At 62.3% G+C, this 23342-nt stretch carries 25 protein-coding genes; 16 read left to right on the top strand and 9 right to left on the bottom strand.

The window, feature by feature from the left end; genetic code table 11:
* Window positions 1–129: 129 nt before the first annotated feature.
* From sufB to sufA, 6 genes are all read left to right on the top strand, one after another.
* Window positions 130–1647 (top strand): Fe-S cluster assembly protein SufB, encoded by a 1518-nt coding sequence (sufB, locus tag RPF88_RS11305; protein WP_013532161.1) that lies wholly within the window; start codon window positions 130–132, stop codon window positions 1645–1647.
* A gap of 27 nt (window positions 1648–1674) precedes the next feature.
* On the top strand, window positions 1675–2430 hold the full coding sequence (gene sufC / locus RPF88_RS11300) for a Fe-S cluster assembly ATPase SufC (protein WP_013532160.1): 756 nt from the start codon (window positions 1675–1677) through the stop codon (window positions 2428–2430).
* Window positions 2431–2449: 19 nt separating this feature from the next.
* Entirely contained in the window at window positions 2450–3718 is a 1269-nt protein-coding gene (gene sufD, locus RPF88_RS11295; RefSeq protein WP_337122426.1) for a Fe-S cluster assembly protein SufD, read from the top strand.
* A gap of 4 nt (window positions 3719–3722) precedes the next feature.
* On the top strand, window positions 3723–4967 hold the full coding sequence (locus RPF88_RS11290; protein ID WP_337122425.1) for a cysteine desulfurase: 1245 nt from the start codon (window positions 3723–3725) through the stop codon (window positions 4965–4967).
* A 21-nt stretch (window positions 4968–4988) separates the two neighbouring features.
* Complete coding sequence (locus RPF88_RS11285) at window positions 4989–5381, top strand: SUF system Fe-S cluster assembly protein (protein ID WP_013532157.1); 393 nt, start codon at window positions 4989–4991, stop codon at window positions 5379–5381.
* A gap of 100 nt (window positions 5382–5481) precedes the next feature.
* Complete coding sequence (gene sufA / locus RPF88_RS11280; RefSeq protein ID WP_013532156.1) at window positions 5482–5862, top strand: Fe-S cluster assembly scaffold SufA; 381 nt, start codon at window positions 5482–5484, stop codon at window positions 5860–5862.
* Window positions 5863–6037: 175 nt separating this feature from the next.
* Here the strand turns inward: sufA and RPF88_RS11275 are convergent, their stop codons facing one another.
* Window positions 6038–6535, bottom strand: a complete 498-nt coding sequence (locus RPF88_RS11275; protein ID WP_337122424.1) for a GFA family protein — start codon at window positions 6533–6535, stop codon at window positions 6038–6040.
* 90 nt (window positions 6536–6625) lie between these two features.
* On the opposite strand from RPF88_RS11275, the gene RPF88_RS11270 reads away from it, so the two are divergent.
* Window positions 6626–6949, top strand: a complete 324-nt coding sequence (locus RPF88_RS11270; protein ID WP_224695791.1) for a TfoX/Sxy family protein — start codon at window positions 6626–6628, stop codon at window positions 6947–6949.
* Window positions 6950–7015: 66 nt separating this feature from the next.
* Here RPF88_RS11270 and RPF88_RS11265 read toward each other — a convergent pair whose 3' ends face one another.
* Both RPF88_RS11265 and RPF88_RS11260 read right to left on the bottom strand, forming a co-directional pair.
* Complete coding sequence (locus RPF88_RS11265) at window positions 7016–7933, bottom strand: pseudouridine-5'-phosphate glycosidase (RefSeq protein WP_337122423.1); 918 nt, start codon at window positions 7931–7933, stop codon at window positions 7016–7018.
* Window positions 7934–8007: 74 nt separating this feature from the next.
* The gene (locus tag RPF88_RS11260; RefSeq protein ID WP_337122422.1) at window positions 8008–8952 is read right to left on the bottom strand and encodes a carbohydrate kinase family protein; all 945 of its coding nucleotides are present in this window, start codon (window positions 8950–8952) and stop codon (window positions 8008–8010) included.
* A 280-nt stretch (window positions 8953–9232) separates the two neighbouring features.
* On the opposite strand from RPF88_RS11260, the gene recA reads away from it, so the two are divergent.
* Together recA and alaS are read left to right on the top strand one after the other, a co-directional pair.
* Window positions 9233–10330: a recombinase RecA gene (gene recA / locus RPF88_RS11255; RefSeq protein WP_013532151.1), complete on the top strand. Its 1098-nt coding sequence runs from the start codon at window positions 9233–9235 to the stop codon at window positions 10328–10330.
* 292 nt (window positions 10331–10622) lie between these two features.
* A complete protein-coding gene (alaS, locus tag RPF88_RS11250; RefSeq protein WP_224619625.1) occupies window positions 10623–13289 on the top strand; it encodes an alanine--tRNA ligase in 2667 nt (888 codons plus the stop codon).
* 52 nt (window positions 13290–13341) lie between these two features.
* Here alaS and RPF88_RS11245 read toward each other — a convergent pair whose 3' ends face one another.
* The 4 genes from RPF88_RS11245 to RPF88_RS11230 all read right to left on the bottom strand — a co-directional run bounded on the left by RPF88_RS11245 (window position 13342) and on the right by RPF88_RS11230 (window position 16269).
* Window positions 13342–13995: a glutathione S-transferase family protein gene (locus RPF88_RS11245; protein ID WP_063167814.1), complete on the bottom strand. Its 654-nt coding sequence runs from the start codon at window positions 13993–13995 to the stop codon at window positions 13342–13344.
* Between the two features lie 12 nt (window positions 13996–14007).
* Window positions 14008–14187 (bottom strand): hypothetical protein, encoded by a 180-nt coding sequence (locus tag RPF88_RS11240; RefSeq protein ID WP_027162373.1) that lies wholly within the window; start codon window positions 14185–14187, stop codon window positions 14008–14010.
* A gap of 137 nt (window positions 14188–14324) precedes the next feature.
* The gene (locus RPF88_RS11235; protein WP_224672944.1) at window positions 14325–15536 is read right to left on the bottom strand and encodes an NADP-dependent isocitrate dehydrogenase; all 1212 of its coding nucleotides are present in this window, start codon (window positions 15534–15536) and stop codon (window positions 14325–14327) included.
* A 220-nt stretch (window positions 15537–15756) separates the two neighbouring features.
* A complete protein-coding gene (locus RPF88_RS11230; protein WP_337122421.1) occupies window positions 15757–16269 on the bottom strand; it encodes a hypothetical protein in 513 nt (170 codons plus the stop codon).
* Window positions 16270–16473: 204 nt separating this feature from the next.
* Here RPF88_RS11230 and RPF88_RS11225 point away from each other — a divergent pair, with 204 nt between their 5' ends.
* The 3 genes from RPF88_RS11225 (at window position 16474) to RPF88_RS11215 (ending at window position 18434) form a co-directional block, all read left to right on the top strand.
* Entirely contained in the window at window positions 16474–17388 is a 915-nt protein-coding gene (locus tag RPF88_RS11225) for an RNA methyltransferase (protein WP_337122420.1), read from the top strand.
* Complete coding sequence (gene murI / locus RPF88_RS11220; protein WP_013532145.1) at window positions 17381–18181, top strand: glutamate racemase; 801 nt, start codon at window positions 17381–17383, stop codon at window positions 18179–18181. Before RPF88_RS11225 ends, murI begins: the two co-directional genes overlap by 8 nt.
* 64 nt (window positions 18182–18245) lie before the next feature.
* Window positions 18246–18434 (top strand): DUF3008 family protein, encoded by a 189-nt coding sequence (locus RPF88_RS11215; RefSeq protein ID WP_013532144.1) that lies wholly within the window; start codon window positions 18246–18248, stop codon window positions 18432–18434.
* Window positions 18435–18545: 111 nt separating this feature from the next.
* Here the strand turns inward: RPF88_RS11215 and RPF88_RS11210 are convergent, their stop codons facing one another.
* The gene (locus RPF88_RS11210; RefSeq protein WP_013532143.1) at window positions 18546–18755 is read right to left on the bottom strand and encodes a hypothetical protein; all 210 of its coding nucleotides are present in this window, start codon (window positions 18753–18755) and stop codon (window positions 18546–18548) included.
* 375 nt (window positions 18756–19130) lie between these two features.
* Here RPF88_RS11210 and rpsD point away from each other — a divergent pair, with 375 nt between their 5' ends.
* The 4 genes from rpsD to RPF88_RS11190 all read left to right on the top strand — a co-directional run bounded on the left by rpsD (window position 19131) and on the right by RPF88_RS11190 (window position 22027).
* Window positions 19131–19748, top strand: coding sequence for a 30S ribosomal protein S4 (gene rpsD / locus RPF88_RS11205; protein WP_013532142.1), 618 nt, complete (start codon window positions 19131–19133; stop codon window positions 19746–19748).
* A 107-nt stretch (window positions 19749–19855) separates the two neighbouring features.
* Window positions 19856–20743: a tRNA 2-thiocytidine(32) synthetase TtcA gene (gene ttcA, locus RPF88_RS11200; protein WP_337122419.1), complete on the top strand. Its 888-nt coding sequence runs from the start codon at window positions 19856–19858 to the stop codon at window positions 20741–20743.
* Complete coding sequence (locus tag RPF88_RS11195) at window positions 20733–21560, top strand: inositol monophosphatase family protein (protein ID WP_337122418.1); 828 nt, start codon at window positions 20733–20735, stop codon at window positions 21558–21560. Before ttcA ends, RPF88_RS11195 begins: the two co-directional genes overlap by 11 nt.
* A 59-nt stretch (window positions 21561–21619) precedes the next feature.
* Window positions 21620–22027, top strand: a complete 408-nt coding sequence (locus RPF88_RS11190; RefSeq protein WP_013532139.1) for a hypothetical protein — start codon at window positions 21620–21622, stop codon at window positions 22025–22027.
* On the opposite strand, the gene RPF88_RS11185 is transcribed toward RPF88_RS11190, so the two are convergent.
* The gene (locus RPF88_RS11185; protein ID WP_082826441.1) at window positions 22024–23292 is read right to left on the bottom strand and encodes a multidrug effflux MFS transporter; all 1269 of its coding nucleotides are present in this window, start codon (window positions 23290–23292) and stop codon (window positions 22024–22026) included. The genes RPF88_RS11190 and RPF88_RS11185 overlap by 4 nt on opposite strands.
* Window positions 23293–23342 lie beyond the last annotated feature (50 nt).

Here is a 23342-nt window from a genome sequence, read left to right as displayed (position 1 = left end):
GGTGAATTTCCGGTCGAAGCGCACTATATGAAACTTACGCTGCCGCAAGCGCCTTTTTGGGGTTCGTTTTGGCGGTGCCATAGTTTGAAAACTGTCGGGCCTTGACCCCGGCGTGGATGGAGAACGCATATGCCTGCTGTGCAGGACACGATCGATCGGGTCCGAAAGATCGACGTCGACCAATACAAATATGGATTCCAGACCGAAATCGCGATGGATAAGGCCCCCAAAGGCCTCAGCGAAGACATTATCCGTTTCATTTCGGCCAAGAAGGATGAACCGTCCTGGATGCTGGAATGGCGTCTGGAAGCCTATCGCCGTTGGCTGACGCTTGACGAGCCGACCTGGGCGCGCGTCCACTATCCCAAGATCGATTTCCAGGACATCTACTTCTACGCGGCGCCCAAGAGCACGCCCGGCCCGACCTCGCTCAGCGATGTCGATCCCGAACTCTTGAAGGTCTACGAGAAGCTCGGTATTCCGCTGCGCGAGCAGGAAATCCTCGCCGGCGTGCAGAAGACCGACGCCTCGGAACTCGAGGAAGTCAGCGACAATGTCTACAAATCGGGCCGCGTCGCCGTCGACGCCGTGTTCGATTCCGTTTCCGTCGTCACCACCTTCAAGAAGGAGCTGGCGCAGGCCGGCGTCATCTTCTGCTCGATCTCGGAAGCCATCCGCGAGCATCCCGAACTGGTGAAGAAGTATCTCGGCTCGGTTGTGCCGACCTCCGATAATTATTACGCCACGCTGAATTCGGCCGTGTTCACCGACGGCTCGTTCGTCTTCGTGCCCAAGGGCGTGCGCTGCCCGATGGAGCTGTCGACCTATTTCCGCATGAACGAGAAGAACACCGGCCAGTTCGAGCGCACGCTGATCATCGCCGAGGAGGGGGCTTACGTCTCCTATCTCGAAGGCTGCACGGCGCCGCAGCGCGATGAGAACCAGCTGCATGCCGCCGTCGTCGAACTGGTGGCGCTCGACGATGCCGAGATCAAATATTCGACGGTGCAGAACTGGTATCCCGGCGACGCCGAGGGCAAGGGTGGCATCTACAATTTCGTCACCAAGCGCGGCGACTGCCGTGGCGATCGCTCGAAGATCTCGTGGACGCAGGTCGAGACCGGCTCGGCGATCACCTGGAAATATCCGAGCTGCATCCTGCGCGGCGACGATTCCTCGGGCGAGTTCTATTCGATCGCTGTCTCGAACGGTTATCAGCAGGTCGACAGCGGCACCAAGATGATCCACCTCGGCAAGAACACGTCGAGCCGCATCATCTCCAAGGGCATCGCCGCCGGCTTCTCGCAGAACACCTATCGCGGCCAGGTCTCGGCGCACCGCAAGGCGACCAACGCCCGCAACTTCACCAACTGCGATTCCCTGCTGATCGGCGACCAGTGCGGCGCGCACACCGTGCCCTACATGGAAGCCAAGAATTCGACGGCGCAGTTCGAGCACGAAGCGACGACGTCGAAGATTTCCGAGGACCAGAAGTTCTACGTCATGCAGCGCGGTATCCCTGAAGAGGAGGCGATCGCGCTGATCGTCAACGGCTTCGTCAAGGACGTCATCCAGCAACTGCCGATGGAATTCGCTGTCGAGGCGCAGAAGCTGATCGGTATCTCGCTTGAGGGCTCGGTCGGCTGACCGGACAGATATTCAGGAAACGAAAAAATGCTTGAAATCAGAAACCTGCACGCCCGCATCGTCGATGACGGCACCGAAATCATCCGCGGTCTGAACCTGACGGTGAAAGCCGGCGAGGTTGCCGCGATCATGGGGCCGAACGGCTCGGGCAAATCGACGCTGTCCTACATCCTCGCCGGTCGCGAGGACTATGAGGTGACCGAGGGCGACATCCTCTACAACGGCCAGTCGATCCTCGAAATGGATCCGGCCGAGCGCGCCACGTCAGGCATCTTCCTCGCCTTCCAGTATCCGATGGAGATACCGGGCGTCGCCACCATGGAATTCCTGAAAGTGGCGATGAACGAGCAGCGCAAGGCGCGCGGCGAGGAGCCGCTGAAGATCCCGGAATTTTTGAAGCGCGTGAAGGAAGCCGCCGCCTCGCTCAGCATGGAGATGGCGATGCTGAAGCGGCCGCTTAATGTCGGCTTTTCCGGCGGCGAGAAGAAGCGGGCGGAGATCCTGCAGATGAAATTGCTGGAGCCGAAATTGTGCGTGCTCGACGAGACCGATTCCGGCCTCGACATCGATGCGCTGAAGATCGTTTCCGACGGCGTCAACGCGCTGCGCGCGCCGGACCGGGCGTTCCTGGTCATCACCCACTACCAGCGCCTGCTTGAGCACATCGTGCCCGACACCGTGCACGTGCTCTACAAGGGCCAGGTTATCAAGTCGGGCGACAAGTCGCTGGCGCTTGACCTGGAAGCCAACGGCTACGCCGGCGTGATCGGCGAAGCCGCGTGAGATGCCAGAGGTAATACCGATGAACATGCACACACAGCCCCAGCGGACACCGGCCGAAACAGCGTTGATCGACGCGTTCGGCGACCGGCTGTCGCTGCTGCCGGGTGACGGCGCGGTGATGCTGAAGCGCGACGACGCCATCGAGACGATCAAGCACGGCCTGCCGACGCGGCGTGTCGAATCCTGGCATTACACCGACCTCCGCCGGTTGCTGAATACCGTGCCGGACTTCGACCCTGCCGCCATGGCCAAGGCCATTGCGCCGATCGTTGACGGTTCCACTGTGGTGTCGATCCTGAACGGCAAGTCCGACCCCAAAGTGCCGGTTCTTGAAGGCGTCTCTTTCCAGCGCCTGTCGGAAAAGCTGGTCGACGGCAGCGCAGCAGCTGGGCTCGATCCCTATGGCAGCGACGACGCCATCGGCGCGCTGAACACGGCTTTCGTCGCCGACGGATATTTTGTCGACATCGCCGATGGCGTGGAACTCGAAAAGCCGGTCGAGCTGCAGAACCTGCAGGCCGGCGGCCAGACCCATGTGCGCCTGCCAGTGCGCGTCGGCGCCGGCGCCAAGGCCGTCATCGTCGAACGGCAGACGGGTGACGGCGCTGCCCTGGGCAGCTCGGTCAGCCAGCTCGTGCTCGGCGAAGGCGCCGAGGTGACGTGGCTGATCGTCCAGGAACAGCCGGAAACGGCGACGCATCTGGCGCAGTTCAAGGCCCATATCGGCAAAAATGCCAAGCTGACGCTGTTCGTCATGAACGCCGGCGGCAGACTGGTGCGCCAGGAGATCATGGTCAGGACGACTGGCGAAGGCGCCGATTTCAAGCTGCGCGGCATCAACCTTTTGGCCGGCGACACCCACACCGACGTGACCATGGTTCTCGACCACGCCGTGCCGCACACGACCTCGACGGAGATCATCCGCAACGTGGTGACGGGCAAGGCGCGCGGCGTGTTTCAGGGTCGCATCAACGTCCATCAATATGCGCAGAAGACCAACGCCAAGATGGCATGCAACACGCTGTTGCTGTCGGACGACGGCGAGTTCTCGACCAAGCCGGAGCTTGAAATCTTCGCCGACGACGTGATTTGCGGCCATGGCGCGACGGTCACCGAGATCGACCACGATCATCTGTTCTACCTGATGGCGCGCGGCGTCGACGAGAAAAGCGCGCGGGGGCTGCTCGTGAAGGCCTTCGTCGCCGAGGTGATCGAGGAACTGGACGACGAGGCGATCGTCGAAGCGCTGGAAGCGCGGCTCGACGGCTGGTTCCTGGCACACGGGTGACCTGATGAACGCACCGGGCAAGATCGGAGATTTCTACGACGTCGAAGCGATCCGCCGCGATTTCCCGATCCTGTCGCGGGAAGTCTATGGCAAGAAGCTGGTCTATCTCGACAATGGCGCCTCGGCACAGAAGCCGCAGGTGGTGCTCGACGCTATCCAGTACGCCTACAGCCAGGAATACGCCAACGTCCATCGCGGCCTGCATTTCCTGTCCAACGCCGCGACCGACGCCTACGAAAAGGCGCGCGAAACGGTACGCCGTTTCCTCAACGCGCCAAGCACCGACAACATCATCTTCACCTCGAACACGACCTCGGCCATCAACACCGTGGCCTATGGCTATGGCATGCCCAACATCGGCGAGGGCGACGAGATCGTGCTGTCGATCATGGAGCACCACTCCAACATCGTTCCCTGGCATTTTATCCGCGAGCGGCAGGGCGCCAAGCTGGTCTGGGTGCCGGTCGACGATCTCGGCGTCTTCCACATCGAGGAATTCGAAAAACGGCTGACCGACCGCACCAAACTGGTCGCCGTCACGCAGATGTCGAATGCGCTGGGCACGGTGACGCCGATCAAGGAAATCGTGCGCATCGCGCATGCGCGTGGAATTCCCGTCCTCGTCGACGGCAGCCAGAGCGCCGTGCATATGCCGATCGATGTGCAGGATCTCGACTGCGACTTCTTCGTCTTCACCGGGCACAAGGTTTATGGCCCTTCGGGCATCGGCGTGCTCTACGGCAAGAAGGACATTCTCCAGGGCATGCGCCCCTTCATGGGCGGTGGCGAGATGATCGAGGAGGTGACGGAAGACATCGTCACCTACAACGAGCCGCCGCATCGTTTCGAAGCCGGCACGCCGCCGATCGTGCAGGCGATCGGACTGGGTGCCGCGCTCGACTATATGGAAACGATCGGCCGCGAGCGCATCGCCGCGCATGAGGAAGACCTCAAGACTTATGCGCATGAGCGGCTACGCGCCATCAATTCGCTGCGCATCTTCGGCGATGCGCCCGGCAAGGGAGCCATCATCTCGTTCGAACTGCAAGGCATTCATGCGCACGACGTGTCGATGGTGATAGACAGGCAGGGCGTTGCTGTCCGCGCGGGCACCCATTGCGCCCAGCCGCTGTTGAAACGTTTTGGCGTAACCTCCACATGCAGGGCATCGTTCGGCATGTATAATACCAGGGCCGAAGTCGACGCTTTGGCCGAGGCGCTTGAAAAAGCGCGCAAATTCTTCGGATGACGATTTTTTTGGGTGACGACCATGGATGATGCAAGCATCGCTGCCGAGACCACTCCGGAAACCGCGCCCAATGCGCTGGTTTCGGGATCGGCCATCCCAGCCGACGAACTGGCGCGGTTGACCGACGACATCGTATCGGCGCTGAAGACCGTCTACGATCCGGAAATCCCGGCCGATATCTACGAGCTCGGCCTCATCTACAAGATCGACATCGAGGACAATCGCTCGGTCAAGATCGACATGACGCTGACCGCTCCCGGCTGCCCTGTCGCCGGCGAAATGCCCGGCTGGGTCGAAAATGCCGTCGGCGCCGTCGAAGGCGTGTCCGGCGTCGAGGTCAACATGACCTTCGACCCGCCCTGGTCTGCCGACCGCATGTCGGAAGAGGCGCAGGTGGCGGTGGGCTGGTACTAGCGTCAAGCCTGGCACACTTGCGCCAGGGATAAAACTTCACCATTTTAGGTGAGGAATCATTCGGCAGGCCTTGAACCTGCATGGAATGGAAGGAAAAAGAATGGGACGCTTCGCCGTCATCACCATGACCGAAAAGGCCGCCGACCGGGTGCGCGAGATCGTCGCCACCCGCGACAACGCGCATGGCATCCGCCTCGGCATCAAGAAGGGCGGCTGCGCCGGCATGGAATATACGGTCGATCTGGTGACCGAGCCCAACACCAAGGACGACCATATCGAGCGCGACGGCGCTCATGTCTATGTCGCGCCCGAGGCTGCGCTATTCCTGTTCGGCACCGAGATGGATTTCGAGCAGACGACGCTGCGCACCGGCTTCACCTTCCACAACCCGAACCAGAGCTCGGCCTGCGGCTGCGGCGAATCCGTCGAACTGAAGCCGGCCGACCTGAAGGCACTGGCAGAGGCACGCGCTTCGGCCTGATTTTTTCCTTCGCCCCCGGAGAAAGTGTCACGAAGTGACGGATGAGGGGCAGCGCCAGCCTCTCCAGAGTTAGCTCCGCTCAGCCTGCCGGCGTACGTCGTTAGAAAATCCAAGCAATTGGCTTTTCGTTCGCTGCGGATCACTCCTCACCTCCCCGTAAACGGGGCGAAGAAACTCACTCCACCCACATGCCCGTCCGCTTGTGCCAATCGGCGATCGATTCCTCGGGATAGACGTCGAAGACCTTGTCGCGCTTGCCAACCACCGGCTCCACCCAGTTCGCTTTGTATTTCAGCATCAGGTGCACTCGGCTCGGCGGAATGGGTAAATCGCTGTCGATCGCTGAGGCGAAGGGGTGCACCAGTTCCGGCCATGTCGGATCGTAGAGCCAAAGGGCTGAGCCGCATTTCTTGCAGAAATTGCGCTCGCCGGTTGAGATTTCGCAATGCGGATGCTCGTCGTCCTCGATCTCCGCCCGAAAGACGCCGAGGCTGCGCTTGCCCCTGATGTTCAGTGTCTCGTTGTCGGCACCGAGATTGATGGCAAACCCGCCGCCGCCCTGCTGCTTGCGGCAGATCGAACAGTAGCACAGCATGAATGGCGCCGGCGTGTGGCTTTCCACCTCGAAACGCACGGCATTGCAGCGACAGGACCCTTTCAGCAGAAGCGGCATGGCGGGAAAACTCCGATACCTCTCTCAACCTGTCAGCATGATTTTGGTTGCGGCGATGACAAGGCCAGATGCCGGTGACATGATCGCGGCATGGACAATGAACGCATCGCCGAACTGTTCGAGGGTCTCGGCCCTGTCAGCATCCGCAAACTGTTCGGCGGCAAGGGCATCTATTTCGACGGCGTCATCGTCGCCATCGTGCTGCGCGGCGAATTGCTGTTGAAAGCCGACGAGCAAAGCGCCCCCGAGTTCGAGGCCGCCGGCTGCACGCAATGGACCTATACCGGCTCGCGCCACGGCAAGCTGGTCGCCATGCCCTACTGGAGCGTTCCCGACAGCGCTTTCGATGATCCCGACGAGATGACGGCCTGGGCACGCCGGGCCTATGAGGCGGGGCGAAGGGCGGGGAAGTGAATGCCAACCTTGGCACAGCGGAGGGACAGCACCCCCCTCTGTCCCGACGACCTTGGAGGCCGTGCCCTACAACACCTTCGCAATCCTTGCCGCCAACCTTGCATTGTTTTCCACCAGCGCGATGTTGGTCTTCAGGCTCCTGCCGCCGGTCAGTTCGAGGATCTTTCCCAGCAGAAACGGCGTCACCGCCTTGCCGGTGACATGTTGTGCCTCGGCGGCCTTCTGCGCGGCGTCGATATAGCCCGCCATCTCTTCAGCCGGGATTTCCTGGTTTTCCGGCACAGGATTGGCAATCAGCATGCCGCCGGCGAGTCCTAGTGCCGCCCTCGTCTGGTAGAAATGCGCGATCTCTTCCGGCTCGTGCAAGGTCAGTGGCGCGCGGAACGGCGATTGCCTGGACCAGAAGGCCGGCATCGTCTCGCAGCCATGGCCGATCACCGGCACGCCGCGCGTCTCCAGCACTTCCAGCGTCTTTTCGATGTCGAGGATGGCCTTGGCGCCGGCCGAGACGACAATCACCGGGGTGCGCGCCAGCTCGTCGAGATCGGCGGAAATGTCAAAGCTCTTTTCGGCGCCCTTGTGCACACCGCCGATACCGCCGGTGGCGAACACTTTTATGCCGACCATATGCGCCGCGATCATGGTGGCGGCGACCGTGGTGCCACCGGTGCGCCCTTGCGCCACGGCAAAACCGAGATCGGCGCGCGACAGCTTCATCGCGTCGCCCGTCATCGCCAGCGATTCGCGCTCGCCGTCCGAAAGCCCGATCTTGATGCGGCCGCCAACCACGGCGATCGTCGCCGGCACGGCGCCGCCATCGCTGATGATCTTTTCGACATCGGCCGCCATGGCGCCATTGTCGGGGTAGGGCATGCCATGGGTGATGATGGTGCTTTCCAGCGCCACCACCGGCCGGCCGTCGGCCAGGGCCTGCGCCACCGGCGCGTGGATGTCGATGAAGGGGCGGGCGGTCTCAGGGGTCATGAAGGTCTCCTATCCGGAATGCGGCGCGTCCGTCGGACGCTCGGCAACATCGCGGCACTATGAATTCGCCGGTCTCATGCCACTTCCCTGGCATCCGGCACAAGAGCCAACGCTTCCGCGAAGCTCGCCGCGGTGAACTCCGGAACGGCGGCGGCGCTTTCGATGGCAAGCGTCGCCCCGGCAATGCCTTCGCGCAGAGCTGCCCGCAGCGGCAGTCCGCGCAGCAAGGCAGCGACCGTTGCGCCCGCCAGCGCATCGCCGGCGCCGGTGACGTCGGCGACCTTTCTTGGTGGCGGCGGCAGGATAGAGAAGGCGCCGGCTTCATCGAAGCCCAGCATGGGCCCGCCGCCTGCCGTCACCACGCCGCTGACGAGGCCGCTGCATCGCAACCCGTCGACGACCTCGCGCTCCGTGGCATTCGCGGCGACGCCGGCCAGCGCCATGGCCTCGCGCCGGTTCATGAAGACCAGCGAAAGCTCCTTCAGCACCGGTAGCAACCGCACCACCTTGGCCGGCGAAATGGCAATCGCGAAAACCGGCTTGCCCGCGGCGAGCGCGACCAGCCGTTCCAGCGCCGTCGTCGGCAGATTGGCATCGCAGAAGACGGCATCTGCGGCGGCGATCACCTCCCGCACCTTGGAGCGCCTGATCTGCTTGGGAAACGCCAGGTCGTAGAGCGCCATGTCGGCAAAGCCGACGATCAGTTCGCCCTCGCTGTCGATCAGCGCCGTGTAGCTCGGCGTCGTGCGGTCGAGGAAGACCGCCGACAGGTCGGTAATGCCTGCCCCGGCAATGGCTCGCGAAACGGTGTCGGCAGCGGCATCGCCGCCGCGAACCGACATCAGCGACGCGGAGACGCCGCGCCGCACGGCACTGCGCAAGGCGTTGAAGACGCCGCCGCCGACATCCTCGCGCATTGTGCCCGGATTGGAGGCGGCGGGCACGTAGGCTCCGGACACCTGGCCGCGCCGGTCGATATGGGCGCCGCCTACGGCCAGTATTTTCGCGGATTTCAGCATGCCGGCGATATGACCTTTGTTATTCCAGCCGCACAAGCGCTAGGCTGTGCGACCGAGCTTCGCATGCAAGGCGGCGATTCGGCAGGTCGAAACAACCGAGCCGTCTGGCCCAACGTGCGGTGCATTCCTGATCGAATCCTTGGACAAAAAAAGAACAAATCCGGATATTGCTTGTTTTTCAGTTATTTGGTCCCTCTTGCCAAATGAGAACAAAAAAGGTACAAATAGGCAGGGATTACGGATTGTCCGGCCTTCATTGACGACCAAGGGGTGATGTATCATGGCTCAGAATTCTTTGCGGCTGGTAGAGGACAAGGCAGTGGACAAATCAAAGGCTCTGGATGCGGCGCTGTCGCAGATCGAGCGGGCTTTCGGCAAGGGCTCGATCATGCGGCTCGGCGCCAACGAGCAGGTCGTCGAGATCGAAACGGTGCCGACCGGCTCGCTTGGCCTCGACATCGCGCTTGGCGTCGGTGGCCTGCCGCGCGGCCGCATCATCGAGATCTACGGGCCGGAAAGCTCGGGCAAGACGACGCTGGCCCTGCACACCGTGGCCGAAGCCCAGAAGAAGGGCGGCATCTGCGCTTTCGTCGATGCCGAGCACGCGCTTGATCCGGTCTATGCCCGCAAGCTTGGCGTCGACCTCGAAAACCTGCTGATTTCGCAGCCCGACACTGGTGAGCAGGCGCTGGAAATCTGCGACACGCTGGTGCGCTCCGGCGCCATCGACGTGCTGGTGGTCGATTCGGTCGCGGCGCTCACGCCACGCGCCGAAATCGAAGGCGAGATGGGCGATTCGCTGCCCGGCCTGCAGGCCCGCCTGATGAGCCAGGCGCTGCGCAAGCTGACCGCCTCGATCTCGCGCTCCAACACCATGGTCATCTTCATCAACCAGATCCGCATGAAGATCGGCGTCATGTTCGGTTCGCCCGAGACGACGACCGGCGGCAACGCGCTGAAATTCTACGCATCGGTGCGCCTCGACATCCGCCGCATCGGCTCGGTCAAGGACCGCGACGAAGTCGTCGGCAACCAGACCCGCGTCAAGGTGGTCAAGAACAAGCTGGCGCCGCCCTTCAAGGTGGTCGAGTTCGACATCATGTATGGTGAAGGCGTGTCCAAGACCGGCGAACTGGTCGATCTCGGCGTCAAGGCCGGCGTGGTCGAGAAGTCGGGCGCCTGGTTCTCCTACAATTCGCAGCGTCTCGGCCAAGGCCGCGAGAATGCCAAACTGTTCCTGCGCGACAATCCCGACACCGCACGCGAGATCGAGCTGGCGCTCCGACAGAATGCCGGGCTGATCGCCGAAAAGTTCCTTGAGAATGGCGGCTCCGAAGGTGGCGACGACGGGTTCGAGGAGGAATCCGGCGCGATGTGACAACTCGCGAGGTCGGCCGGAGTTCGGCCATAATCGCATTCTATTATCTCGGGCTTAAGTAATCGAGTTCCGCGTTAATGCGTTTTGAAACCGCCGGCCCAGTGCCGGCGGTTTTGCGTTTCGGCGGCGAAAACAGGCCGGTTCGAACGGCCGGCAAAGGCCGTGGATTGGACCAATTCCGTGTTTCTGGACAGGGTGAAGCGCGGCGGCTAAAAGGCCAAGTCCTAATCTTCTAAAACGCAGAACCCATTTCCGCCGGTTTGCCGGCGGCCCTTCCGAAAAGGCAGCATTCATGAGTGGCGTGAACGAAATCCGGTCGACATTTCTCGACTACTTCCGCAAGGAGGGTCACGAGATCGTCGCGTCGAGTCCGCTGGTGCCGCGCAACGACCCGACGCTGATGTTCACCAACGCCGGCATGGTACAGTTCAAGAACGTCTTCACCGGCCTGGAGAAGCGGCCCTATTCGCGCGCCTCGACCGCCCAGAAGAGCGTTCGCGCCGGCGGCAAGCACAACGATCTCGACAATGTCGGCTACACCGCGCGTCATCTGACCTTCTTCGAGATGCTCGGCAACTTCTCCTTCGGCGACTATTTCAAGGAGCGCGCCATCGAGCTTGCCTGGAACCTGATCACCAGGGAATTCGGGCTGAGCAAGGACAAGCTGCTGGTCACCGTCTATCACACGGATGACGAGGCGGCCGGCTTCTGGAAGAAGATCGCCGGTTTTTCCGACGACCGCATCATTCGCATCGCGACCTCGGACAATTTCTGGGCGATGGGCGACACCGGACCTTGCGGGCCGTGCTCGGAGATCTTCATCGACCGCGGCGAGCACATCTGGGGCGGCCCTCCCGGCAGCCCGGAGGAGGATGGCGACCGTTTCCTGGAATTCTGGAACCTGGTGTTCATGCAGTATGAACAGGTGACGAAGGAGGAGCGCATCGACCTGCCGCGCCCCTCGATCGACACCGGCATGGGCCTGGAGCGCATGGCGTCCATCCTGCAAGGGGTGGAAAGCGTCTTCGAGACCGATCTGTTCCGTCACCTGATCGACGCGGCCTCGTCCGCGATCGGGCATGGTCCCGACAAGGAGACGGTCGCCTCCTACCGGGTCATTGCCGATCATCTGCGCTCGTCCTCCTTCCTGGTCGCCGATGGCGTGCTGCCCTCGAACGAAGGCAGGGGCTACGTCCTGCGCCGCATCATGCGCCGCGCCATGCGCCATGCACAGCTGCTCGGTGCCAACGAACCGCTGATGTGGAAGCTGGTGCCGGCGCTGGTGCGCGAAATGGGCCAGGCCTATCCGGAGCTGCTGCGCGGCGAACAATTGATCACCGAGACGCTGAAGCTCGAGGAGACCAGGTTTCGCAAGACGCTGGTGCGCGGCCTCGGCCTGCTTTCCGAGGCGACCGAAACGCTGCATGCCGGCGACATGCTGGATGGCGAGACGGCCTTCAAGCTCTACGACACCTATGGCTTCCCGCTCGACCTGACGCAGGACGCACTGCGCCAGCGCAGCATCTCGGTCGATCTTGCCGGCTTCACCAACGCGATGGAGCAGCAGAAGGCCGAGGCGCGCAAGCATTGGGCCGGGTCCGGCGACGCCGCCACCGAGACCATCTGGTTCTCGGTGCGCGAGAAGGCGGGCGCCACCGAGTTCCTCGGCTATGAGACTGAAGCTGCGGAAGGCATCATCCAGGCGCTTGTCCGGGACGGCAAGGCTGTCGACGGCGCCGGCAAGGGCGACGCGGTGGCGATCGTCGTCAACCAGACGCCGTTCTATGCCGAGTCCGGCGGCCAGATGGGCGACACCGGCGTCATCTCCGGCGAGGGGTTCTCGATCGAGGTTTCGGATACGCAGAAGAAGGCCGACGGGCTGTTCGTGCATATCGGCAAGGTGGCCAGCGGCACCGTCAAGACGGGCGCGGCTGTCGAGCTGAAGGTCGATCATGCAAGGCGCTCGAGGCTGCGCGCCAACCATTCCGCGACGCATCTGATCCATGAGGCGCTGCGCGAAGTGCTGGGCAGCCATGTCGCGCAGAAGGGCTCGCTGGTCGCGCCCGAGCGCCTGCGCTTTGACATCTCGCACAACAAGCCGATTTCGGCCGAAGACCTCGAAGAGGTCGAGCGCATGGCCAACGAGATCGTCGTCCAGAACGGCCCGGTGACCACGCGCCTGATGTCGGTCGACGATGCCATCGCCGAGGGCGCCATGGCGCTGTTTGGCGAAAAGTACGGCGACGAAGTGCGCGTCGTGTCGATGGGCACCGGCCTGCACGGCGCCAAGGCGAACCGGCCCTATTCGGTCGAGCTCTGCGGTGGCACCCATGTCCGCGCGACCGGCGATATCGGCCTCGTGCGTGTCGTATCGGACAGCGCGGTCGCCGCCGGCGTGCGCCGCATCGAGGCATTGACGGGCGAAGCCGCGCGCAAACATCTCGACGAGCAGGACAGGCGTTTGAAGGCGACGGCAGCCGTGTTGAAGATTTCGCCGGCCGATGTACCGGCGCGCGTCGAGACGCTGCTCGAAGAGCGCAAGAAGCTCGAAAAGGAACTGACCGAAGCGCGCAAGAAGCTGGCATTGGGCGGCGGATCGTCTGCCGATGCTCCAGCCGCCAATGAGACGGTGGCCGGTGTCGGCTTCCTCGGCAAGACGGTCTCAGGTGTCTCACCGAAGGACCTGAAGCCGCTGGCCGATGCCGGCAAGACGTCGCTCGGCTCCGGCGTCGTCGTCTTCGTCGGCTCCGGTGAGGACAACAAGGCCAGCGTCGTCGTCGCCGTCACCGACGACCTCGTCGGCCGCTTCAGCGCCGTCGACCTTGTCCGTGTGGCCTCCGCAGCACTCGGCGGGCAGGGCGGCGGCGGACGGCCCGACATGGCCCAGGCCGGCGGCCCCGACGCTTCCAAGGCCGATGATGCGATTGCTGCGGTAAGGGCGGCACTCGAAGCGGCGTAGGCGAGTGGACTGAATTTAAAGCAACGGTTGGAGGGACAGCGGACGTCACTTATCAGCCGATTTTTTCAGTCCGCACGAAGCTCGGCCGAGCCGCAATGCGCGCATACCAGTCCCGGATATCAGGGAACTCGGCCAGCAGATTTCGCCCCTCGGCGACCTTGACGAAATAACCGATGATCGGTGCGGCATGCAGGTCGGCCAGCGTCAGCTGGTCGCCCAGCAGCCACGGTCCCGGCGCTTTCAGCGCGGACAGCGTCCGAAGCGCTTTGCTCGCCTGAGCAAGGCCGCCGGCGATCAACGCCTCATCCGGCTGAGCCTTCTCCAGCCGCTCGACGGCGACATCCCAGACCATCGATCTGTAGGCATAGGCATCGAGCATGCCGATGATCTGGTTCATGGTTGCGCGGCCACGAGGCTCCGTCGCTTGCAGCGCTGGCCCGTCGAACGCCTCGTCAACATATCTGGCAATCGCGCTCGTCTCGAACAGCCGGAATCCGTCATGCTCGAAGGCCGGGATGCGGCCGAACGGATGATGTTCGAAATACCAGGCGGGAATCCCGTCGGCGGCAAAGACATCGACTGGCACAAGCTCGTAGTCGATGCCTTTTTCCTCAAGCACGAGGCGGACGATGCGCACATAGACGCTATAGTCCGCCCCGTAGACGATGGGCTTGCTCGACGATGTGGTGTTGACGCTATGATCGATGCGGGCGACGCTCTATTCTTTTATCTTCACAACGGGCTTGCCATCTTCGATGACGAGCGTGATCTTGCCTCCAAGCTCCGCCGGAGCGGGAGCGACATTGGCAGCTTGCACCTCAAACTTCGGCATGGAGTCCAAGAGCTCTTTGCCCTTGGTACTCTTTAGCCGTTCTTGCTGATCGAACCACATAGCCATTTACATCTACCTATTTTCGCAAATCCAGCTCATCCACGGAAGACAGATTTGCACTTCGACACGCCTCAAGTCTTTGTCGTTAACTCAGTGCTGTCGCGCACGAGATCAATATCGAGCGAAGCCTTTGGACGACATGCCTACGCCATCGCTTTCTGCAAATTCTCGTCGATCTTGTCGAGGAAACCGGTGGTCGACAGCCAGGGCTGGTCGGGGCCGATCAGCAGCGACAGGTCCTTGGTCATGAAGCCGGACTCGACCGTCTGGATACAGACCTTTTCCAGCGTGTCGGCAAAGCGCTTCAGCTCGGCATTGTCGTCGAGCTTGGCGCGGTGGGCGAGCCCCCGCGTCCAGGCGAAGATCGAGGCGATCGAATTGGTCGAGGTTTCCTCGCCCTTCTGGTGCTGGCGATAGTGGCGGGTAACGGTGCCGTGCGCGGCTTCGGCTTCCACCGTCTTGCCGTCCGGCGTCATCAGCACCGAGGTCATCAGGCCGAGCGAGCCAAAACCCTGGGCCACCGTGTCGGACTGGACGTCGCCGTCATAGTTCTTGCAGGCCCAGACATAGCCGCCCGACCATTTCAGGGCGGAGGCAACCATGTCGTCGATCAGGCGGTGTTCGTACCACAGCTTCTTCGCCTTGAACTCGGCCTCGAATTCAGCCTCGTAGACTTCCTGGAAGATGTCCTTGAAGCGGCCGTCATAGGCCTTGAGGATGGTGTTCTTGGTCGACAGATAGACCGGATAATTGCGCAGCAGGCCATAGTTCAGCGAGGCGCGGGCAAACTCGCGGATGGACTCGTCCAGATTGTACATGGCCATAGCGACACCGGCGCCGGGCGCATCATACACGTCGTGCTCGATCACCTTGCCGTCCTCGCCGACGAACTTGATCGTCAGCTTGCCCTTGCCGGGAAAGCGGAAATCGGTGGCGCGGTACTGGTCACCGAAAGCGTGACGGCCGACGATGATCGGCTTGGTCCAGCCGGGCACCAGGCGCGGCACGTTCTTCATGATGATCGGCTCGCGGAAGATCGTGCCGCCAAGGATGTTGCGGATAGTGCCGTTCGGCGACTTCCACATCTTCTTCAGCTTGAACTCCTCGACGCGCTGCTCGTCGGGCGTGATCGTCGCGCATTTCACGCCGACGCCGTATTTCTTGATGGCGTTGGCCGAATCGATCGTCACCTGGTCGTTGGTGGCATCGCGATGCTCGATGCCGAGGTCGTAATATTCGAGCTTGAGGTCGAGATAAGGGTGGATCAGCTTGTCCTTGATGAACTGCCAGATGATGCGGGTCATCTCGTCGCCGTCGAGTTCGACGACCGGGTTCGCCACCTTGATCTTCGCCATGGAAAGAATGCCTCGTTCGAAAGTTGATTGATTGCGGGCCGGCCCCGCCAGAATAGGACCTCGCCTATAGCAAAGCGATCCGGACGGTGCAAACTGGGGCAAGGCGAAAGACGCGGGCCATTGCCGTAGTAAGCGGGAACAAAAAAGGCGATGCCTGCACGCCTCTTGGGAAGCTGCCGGCATCGCCTTTGTTTCATGCTGCCGCCGAGGCGGCAGGCGCTTATTGCAACGGTGTACCGCCGGGGCCGGGGAATGCCGTGATCGGCGTGCCGTCGGTTAGGTTGCCGGAAATCATGTTGTTCTTGAACGACTGGACGGCGCCGCTACCAGTGTTGCTGGCTCCGGTGACATTGCCGAATACCACCGATCCGCCGAGAAAGGCGATGGCGCTGCCGTTGCCGCTGGCGGCAGCACCGTTTGCGTTGACGCCGACGCCGGCATTGGCGCTGATCGTGGTGCCTACAATTGTCGCGCGCACCGGCGATGCCGCGGCGATGGATTTGATCGCAACACCGTTGCCGGTATTGCCGCTGACCAGGCTGTTGGTCAGTGTCATGTTCATGGCAACGGTGTTGCCGGTGCCGTCGACAAGAATGCCGCTGCCGCTGTTGGTCACTTCAACACGAGCCGCCACATATTGCAGAGATTTTGGGTGACTGTGCGCAGTACGGTAGGAAGTAGAGTCCCACCATTTTTGTCCGTACGGCTCAGCAATTCGTCCGTCGGCGCACAAGCGGTCCTATCTTCTAGCCTGCGGTCAACGCATCCATAGCGTGCGACCACCTGCTCATTCACGTAATCCTAGGTCCGCTGTGTAAGCCAACGGAGCGGCAGGGGTACATAGGGTTATTTCTCGGTTTGCCGGTCGACCGCTCTTCAAAAAGCCGTATCGATATGGCAGGACGCGGGAACTTCGTAGCGCAATCATCTGGAACATATGGCAGGAACGGACTTTCAGCGTGGCCTCATGACCGCCGGCCCGGCGATCATCCTCGTCGAGCCTCAGCTTGGCGAGAACATCGGCATGGTCGCGCGCGCCATGGCCAATTTCGGTCTGTCGGAGCTGCGCCTCGTCAATCCGCGTGACGGTTGGCCGAGCGAGAAGGCACGCGCGGCGGCGAGCCGCGCCGATCATGTCATCGACGCCGTCACCGTCTTTGACGATCTGGCCTCGGCGCTCGCCGACCTGAACTTCGTCTTCGCCACCACGGCCAGGCAGCGCGACGGCTTCAAATCCGTGCGCGGGCCGGTGGAGGCGGGCAGGATGCTTCGGACCCGTCACGCAATGGGCCAGCGCACCGGCATCCTGTTCGGCCGCGAGCGCTTCGGCCTCTACAATGACGAGGTCGGCCTTGCCGACGAGATCGTCACGTTCCCGGTCGATCCCGATTTCTCGTCGCTCAACATCGCCCAGGCCGCGCTTCTGATGTCCTACGAATGGATGAAGTCCGGCCTGGAAGACGAGACCAAGACCAATTTTTCCGGCCCGGACATGAAGCCGGCAAGCAAGGAGGAATTGCACGGCCTGTTCGCCTATCTCGAAGGCGCACTGGAAGCGCGCGGCTATTTCCGGCCGGCACCGAAGAAGCCGAAAATGATCGACAATCTGCGTGCGGTGCTGACGCGCGCCGGTTTTGCCGAACCGGAGCTGAAGGTGCTGCGCGGCATCATCTCGTCGCTCGACAGGTTTTCGCCGGCGATGCCGCGCGGCGACGGGTCCCCTGGCGATGATCCACGACGCTTGCCCGCGGCCGCCGCGCGGGCCCGCAAGGCGGAAGCGGCGCGCCTTGCCGGCGCCGGCAAGGACGATGACATACCGCCGCTTGGCGGAAAAGGAACCGACAATGACTGAGCGGCCGATCCTGATGTTCGATTCGGGCATCGGCGGGCTCACCGTACTGCGCGAGGCGCGCGTGCTGATGCCCGACCGCCGCTTCATCTATGTCGCCGACGACGCTGCGTTTCCCTATGGCGCCTGGGAAGAGCCGGCGCTGAGGGTGCATATCCTTGAATTGTTCGGCAAACTGCTTGAGCGGTTTGCGCCGGCCATTTCGGTCATCGCCTGCAACACCGCCTCGACGTTGGTGATCGACGCGCTGCGCGACAGATTTCCCGAGCATCCTTTTGTCGGCATGGTGCCTGCGATCAAGCCGGCGGCGGAACGCACGCGCTCAGGGCTGGTTTCGGTGCTGGCGACGCCTGGCACCGTCAAGCGCCAGTACACGCGCGACCTGATCAGCAAATGGGCGCAGAAATGCCATGTCCGCCTGGTCGGCAGCGACAGGCTGGCGGGACTGGCCGAGATCTACATGCGTGAGGGCTTCGTCGATGAGGAGGCCGTGCGCGCCGAGATCACGCCATGCTTCGTCGAACGTGATGCGCTGCGTACGGATATCGTCGTGCTCGCCTGCACACACTACCCCTTTCTGGCCAATCGTATGCGCAAGACGGCGCCTTGGCCGGTCGACTGGCTCGACCCCGCCGAAGCGATCGCGCGCCGGGCGCTGTCGCTTCTCGCCGACATCGATCCGAGCGGTCGTGGCGAGATGTTGCCTGAAGGGCCCGACCTTGCCGTCTTCACATCGAAAAGAGCCGATTTCCCCACCCGCCGCCTGATGCAGGGGTTCGGGTTGGCGATGTCGTGATTGCGAAGCGGAACATCACGGCAGTCGTTGCGTTTTTCTCCTGATGCCAACGGGAGAAAGAGCCATGCCAGCCACCTCGAAAGCCCAGCAGAAAGCCGCCGGCGCGGCTCTGTCGGCCAAGCGCGGCGAGACCAAGAAGAGCGAACTCCAGGGCGCTTCCAAGGGAATGTACGAATCGATGAGCGAAAAGCAGCTCGAGGAATTCGCCGAGACGAAGCGCAAGGGCCTGCCGGAGAAGAAGTCGAAAGGCTAGAGTGCGGTCCGCCGTTCAAGGGAAACGCCGAAGAACACGAGCCGGAATCAAACGCCCGCGGCCAAACCGGGGCTTTGAAGTGATGTCGGCCGCCTGAGACCGGATTGCAGCCTACCAGCGCCCTCTGCACTGCTTGATCTTGTAGCGGATGACCTTCTTGTGGCCGTGCCGCCAGATAATTTTCTTCTTGATCACGATGCGGCAAGCCTGGTGGTGCCGGTGCCCTTGCCAATGCCTGGCCTCAGCCGGCTCCGGTGTCATGACCGCCATGGATCCCGCCAACACAGCGGCTCCTGTCAGGGTAAGGAAGAATTTCTTCATGCGAATGTAGCTCCTCTGCTCCGGTCCCTTCCTGATGCCGCTGGCGCAACCTCCCGCCACATCCGGCACTGTACTCAACCCAGAGACGCTATATCGTCGCCATGGCCTACGCCAGCCACAAGCTTGACACCGGTTAAATCTCCGTTTAATCAGCGCGCCAACACCGGGCCGCAATGCCCGGTGGTTTTCTTTATGTGCGCAAGATGCGTGGAAATCCAATTCTACTATCTTGTTTGAACTGACGTGTCCCGTGGGTTTTCCGCCGCGTTGCGTGGGAAAACCCTGTCAGGTCTCGAAAACGGAGGCCAGAGGAGGGCGCGTTTCCTTCACCCGGACCATGAGGTTCCGGGTGTGTTGTTTTGAAAAGGGAATGCGATGAGCAAGCGCGAATCCGCGAAGTACAAGATCGACCGCCGTCTCGGCGAAAACATCTGGGGCCGCCCGAAGTCCCCGGTCAACAAGCGTGAATACGGCCCCGGCCAGCATGGCCAGCGCCGCAAGGGCAAGCTTTCCGATTTCGGCCTGCAGCTGCGCGCCAAGCAGAAGCTGAAGGGGCACTATGGCGACGTTTCGGAAAAGCAGTTCCGCAAGGTTTATGAAGAGGCTGACCGCCGCAAGGGCGACACCTCGGAGAACCTGATCGGCCTGCTCGAGTCGCGTCTCGACGCGGTCGTCTACCGCGCCAAGTTCGTGCCGACCATTTTCGCCGCCCGTCAGTTCGTCAACCACGGTCACGTCAACGTCAACGGCAAGCGCGTCAACATCGGCTCGTACCGCTGCAAGCCGGGCGATGTCGTCGAAATCCGCGAAAAGTCCAAGCAGCTGGTCATCGTTCTGGAAGCGGTCGGTCTCGCCGAGCGCGACGTGCCGGACTACATCGAAGCCGATCACAACAAGATGGTCGCGACCTTCTCGCGCATCCCCGGCCTGGCGGACGTTCCGTTCGCCGTGCAGATGGAACCGAACCTGGTCGTCGAATTCTATTCGCGCTAAACGAGCGCGTTCTGCGACATCCTGCGAAGGCCGCCCGTCGAGGCGGCCTTTTCTTTGTCGGTCATGTCCGCTAATCCGGCGCTCTGGGCCATTGAAAGCGACATGCCATGAACATGCTTCCAGACATTGAAACGCTCGAACCGGTCGCCGACAGCGAAGGCGGTTTCCATCCGCTGTTCGCCGACGTGCCGTCCCCGGTCGAGTTCAACAAACTGCGCAAGCGGCTGCTGCGGCTGACCCGGCAGGCGATCGAGGATTTCTCGATGGTCAAGCCCGGCCAGCGCTGGCTCGTAGCGCTGTCGGGCGGCAAGGATTCCTACGGCCTGCTCGCGGTGCTGCTCGACCTCAAATGGCGCGGGCTCTTGCCGGTCGATCTTCTGGCCTGCAATCTCGACCAGGGCCAACCGAATTTCCCCAAACATATCCTGCCGGACTATCTCGACAGCCACGGCATTGCGCACCGGATCGAATATCAGGACACCTATTCCGTCGTCACCGACAAGCTGCCGGCGGGCAGCACCTATTGCTCGCTCTGCTCGCGTCTCAGGCGCGGCCATCTCTACCGCATTGCACGCGAGGAGGGGTGCTCGGCGCTGGTGCTCGGCCATCATCGCGAGGACATTCTCGAGACCTTCTTCATGAACCTCTTCCATGGCGGGCGTCTCGCCGCCATGCCGCCAAAACTGCTCAATGACGAAGGCGACGTCATGGTGCTGCGGCCATTGAGCTATTGCGCCGAGGTCGATCTGGAAAAATTCGCTGCCGCCATGCGATTCCCGATCATTCCCTGCGATCTCTGCGGCAGCCAGGAAGGTCTTCAGCGCAACGCCATGAAGGCGATGCTCGAGGACCTGGAAAAGCGCATGCCGGGCCGCAAGGATACGATGCTGCGCGCGCTGTCGAACAGCAGGCCATCGCATCTGCTCGACAGAAAGCTGTTCGATTTCGCTGCCCTCAACGAGACCCTCACCACAAGGCAAGCCGATGACATTTGACGACACCGCGATCGGCTGGCTGGCCGGCATTCTGGCCGAGGCGGCACTTGCCGAGATCATGCCGCGCTTTCGCCGGTTGGGCGATGGCGATGTCAGGCAGAAGACGTCGGCCGCCGACCTGGTGACCGAAGCCGACGTCAATGCCGAGCGGCTGATCACCGCGCGGCTGCGCGAGCGGTATCCCTCAGCGATGGTCGTCGGCGAGGAGGCCTGTTCCGACAATCCAGCGCTTTTAAACGGGTTGGGCTATGCCGATCTGGCCTTCGTCATCGACCCGGTCGACGGTACTTTCAATTTCGCCTCCGGCGTGCCGCTGTTCGGCGTCATGCTGGCGGTCGTGGTCAAGGGCGAGACCGTCGCCGGCATCATCCACGATCCCGTCGGCAAGGACTGGCTGATTGGCGCCAGGGGTGCCGGCAGCCATATCCGGCATGCGCATGGCAGCATCGAGAAGGTGCATGTAGCGGTACCCGCGCCGATCTCGGAGATGACCGGCTCTGTCTCCTGGCAATATATGGCCGAGCCGGAACGGACACGGCTGGCGCGCAACCAGACCAAGATCCTGTCGCAGTTCGCCTATCGCTGCGCCGCGCACGAATATCGCCTGCTGGCGAGCGGCCATGCCCACTTCGTCGTCTACAACAAGCTGATGCCGTGGGACCACCTGGCCGGCGTGCTGATCCATGCCGAGGCCGGCGGCCATGCGGCGCGCTTCGACGGCAGCGCCTATCTGCCCTCGCATCTCGGCGGCGGCCTGCTTGTCGCGCCAGACAAGGAAAGCTGGCACGAATTGCGCCGCGAGCTCTGGGCGCAGTAGGATCGATTGCTGCGTTAGCCGAAAGCAGTACAATCTCGCGCAAATCCGGAGGCTCTCGAATGAAACCTCGGTTTGCATTTGTCGCGGTGGCTCTTGCCGCCGGTCTGTTCGCCAGTTCCCTGGAAGCAAGGTCGCAAGAGCGCAGCTGTCGCAGTACCGATCCCGTCGACACGATAAAGGAGATGTCGGACGCGATCTATGCCTGCTGGAAGCCGCCACCCGGAACCGCGGGCATGTCCCTCACGCTGCGGTTCTCGCTTCGCCGCAACGGCACGCTGATCGGCAAACCTCGCGCCACATATTCCGATCTGGGAACCGATGCCCAGCGCAGCCGGGCCTTCGTGGCATCCATCCTCAGGGCACTCGATGACGCTCTGCCATTGCACTTTTCGGACAGCATGGGCGAAGCAATTGCGGGGCGCATGCTTGCCCCTCGGTTCACGGCAGCCCTTGAAGGTGCGTCCTAATGCAAGTCGGTGATGTGCCCTGAAACGGGCGGGTTCTGTGGCTGGAACATCTTGCCGCGCTCGGCGATGAAGATCATCAGCAGCGCGGCGACCGAGACGCTGCAGAAGCCGGCGGCCAGCGGCGTCACCGTGCCGTTGAAGGCCTGGCCGATCAGCGTGCCGAGAATGCCGCCGAGAAACGTCTGCATGAAACCGAGGATCGACGAAGCCGTGCCGGCCAGTTGGCCGAGCGGCTCCATGGCCAGCGCGTTGAAGTTCGCGCCGAGCGCACCGAATGGAAGCATGGCGCAGGCAAAGAAGGTGATGAACAGCCAGAGCGGCATCTTCATCTCCAGCGAAATCACCAGCCAGGCAAGGCTGATGACCAGGAACAGCAGCAACGCACTCTGCGACAGGCGGCGCATGCCGATGCGGCCGACAAGGCGCGAGTTCAGAAAGTTGGAGAAGGCGAGCACGCCCGCAACCCCAGCAAAGATGACCGGGAACATCTCGCCGACTTTGAAAATGTCGACATAGATCTGCTGCGCCGAAGCGATGAAGCCGAACATGGCGCCGAAAATGAAGGTGCTGGCGAAGGCATAGCAGATCGCAATGCGGTTGGTGAGAACGATACGAAACCCGCCGACAATGGAGTTGAGCGTCAGCGGCCGGCGATGTTCGGGATGCAGCGTTTCAGGAAGGCGCAGCAGCGACCAGGCCGAGACGAGCAGCGCACCGACGGCCATGGTGACGAAGATCCAATGCCAGGTCGCAAACAGCATGATAAATTGGCCGATGCCGGGAGCAATGACCGGTATCGCCATGAACACCATGAAGATCAGCGACATCACCTCGGCCATGCGCCGGCCGTCGAACGTATCGCGCACGATCGAGACCGCGATGACACGAGTGGCGGCTGCACCGATGCCTTGCACGGCCCGGCACAGCAGAAGTGTTTCAAAGCTTGGTGCAACGGCGGCGGCCGCAGCCGCGGCGACATAAATCACCAGCCCGGCGACCAGTGGTGCGCGACGTCCGAAGCGATCCGAGATCGGCCCGAAGAACAGCTGTCCGCCGCCGAAGCCCAGAATGTAGGCCGTTATGACATACTGCCGGTGGTTTTCATTTTCGACGCCGAGCGAGGCGCCGATCTGCTGCAGAGCCGGCAGCATGATATCGATGGCCAACGAGTTCAGCGCCATCAGTGCCGCGCACAGAGCGATGAACTCCCAGCGCGGAATGGGCAGTTTGCTTGCCGATTGCGGCGCTGGTTTTGGCTGGTCCACGGCAAGTCCGATCTTTCAAACGAAAATGCGCCGGCGGGCCGGCGCATTGG

It is taken from the genome of Mesorhizobium sp. ISC11 (assembly GCF_037162595.1).
Taxonomy (GTDB): Bacteria; Pseudomonadota; Alphaproteobacteria; order Rhizobiales; family Rhizobiaceae; genus Mesorhizobium; species Mesorhizobium ciceri.
Note: the sequence above shows the minus strand (reverse complement) of the source record. Positions and strands in the feature narration are given on the sequence as shown.

What these genes read in the sequence shown, in the direction of transcription:
- sufB (WP_013532161.1), top strand. Translation starts at nt 130, where the DNA reads ATGCCTGCTGTGCAGGACACGATCGATCGGGTCCGAAAGATCGACGTC.
- sufC (WP_013532160.1), top strand. Translation starts at nt 1,675, where the DNA reads ATGCTTGAAATCAGAAACCTGCACGCCCGCATCGTCGATGACGGCACC.
- sufD (WP_337122426.1), top strand. Translation starts at nt 2,450, where the DNA reads ATGAACATGCACACACAGCCCCAGCGGACACCGGCCGAAACAGCGTTG.
- RPF88_RS11290 (WP_337122425.1), top strand. Translation starts at nt 3,723, where the DNA reads ATGAACGCACCGGGCAAGATCGGAGATTTCTACGACGTCGAAGCGATC.
- RPF88_RS11285 (WP_013532157.1), top strand. Translation starts at nt 4,989, where the DNA reads ATGGATGATGCAAGCATCGCTGCCGAGACCACTCCGGAAACCGCGCCC.
- sufA (WP_013532156.1), top strand. Translation starts at nt 5,482, where the DNA reads ATGGGACGCTTCGCCGTCATCACCATGACCGAAAAGGCCGCCGACCGG.
- RPF88_RS11275 (WP_337122424.1), bottom strand. Translation starts at nt 6,535, where the DNA reads ATGCCGCTTCTGCTGAAAGGGTCCTGTCGCTGCAATGCCGTGCGTTTC.
- RPF88_RS11270 (WP_224695791.1), top strand. Translation starts at nt 6,626, where the DNA reads ATGGACAATGAACGCATCGCCGAACTGTTCGAGGGTCTCGGCCCTGTC.
- RPF88_RS11265 (WP_337122423.1), bottom strand. Translation starts at nt 7,933, where the DNA reads ATGACCCCTGAGACCGCCCGCCCCTTCATCGACATCCACGCGCCGGTG.
- RPF88_RS11260 (WP_337122422.1), bottom strand. Translation starts at nt 8,952, where the DNA reads ATGCTGAAATCCGCGAAAATACTGGCCGTAGGCGGCGCCCATATCGAC.
- recA (WP_013532151.1), top strand. Translation starts at nt 9,233, where the DNA reads ATGGCTCAGAATTCTTTGCGGCTGGTAGAGGACAAGGCAGTGGACAAA.
- alaS (WP_224619625.1), top strand. Translation starts at nt 10,623, where the DNA reads ATGAGTGGCGTGAACGAAATCCGGTCGACATTTCTCGACTACTTCCGC.
- RPF88_RS11240 (WP_027162373.1), bottom strand. Translation starts at nt 14,187, where the DNA reads ATGGCTATGTGGTTCGATCAGCAAGAACGGCTAAAGAGTACCAAGGGC.
- RPF88_RS11235 (WP_224672944.1), bottom strand. Translation starts at nt 15,536, where the DNA reads ATGGCGAAGATCAAGGTGGCGAACCCGGTCGTCGAACTCGACGGCGAC.
- RPF88_RS11225 (WP_337122420.1), top strand. Translation starts at nt 16,474, where the DNA reads ATGGCAGGAACGGACTTTCAGCGTGGCCTCATGACCGCCGGCCCGGCG.
- murI (WP_013532145.1), top strand. Translation starts at nt 17,381, where the DNA reads ATGACTGAGCGGCCGATCCTGATGTTCGATTCGGGCATCGGCGGGCTC.
- RPF88_RS11215 (WP_013532144.1), top strand. Translation starts at nt 18,246, where the DNA reads ATGCCAGCCACCTCGAAAGCCCAGCAGAAAGCCGCCGGCGCGGCTCTG.
- RPF88_RS11210 (WP_013532143.1), bottom strand. Translation starts at nt 18,755, where the DNA reads ATGAAGAAATTCTTCCTTACCCTGACAGGAGCCGCTGTGTTGGCGGGA.
- rpsD (WP_013532142.1), top strand. Translation starts at nt 19,131, where the DNA reads ATGAGCAAGCGCGAATCCGCGAAGTACAAGATCGACCGCCGTCTCGGC.
- ttcA (WP_337122419.1), top strand. Translation starts at nt 19,856, where the DNA reads ATGAACATGCTTCCAGACATTGAAACGCTCGAACCGGTCGCCGACAGC.
- RPF88_RS11195 (WP_337122418.1), top strand. Translation starts at nt 20,733, where the DNA reads ATGACATTTGACGACACCGCGATCGGCTGGCTGGCCGGCATTCTGGCC.
- RPF88_RS11190 (WP_013532139.1), top strand. Translation starts at nt 21,620, where the DNA reads ATGAAACCTCGGTTTGCATTTGTCGCGGTGGCTCTTGCCGCCGGTCTG.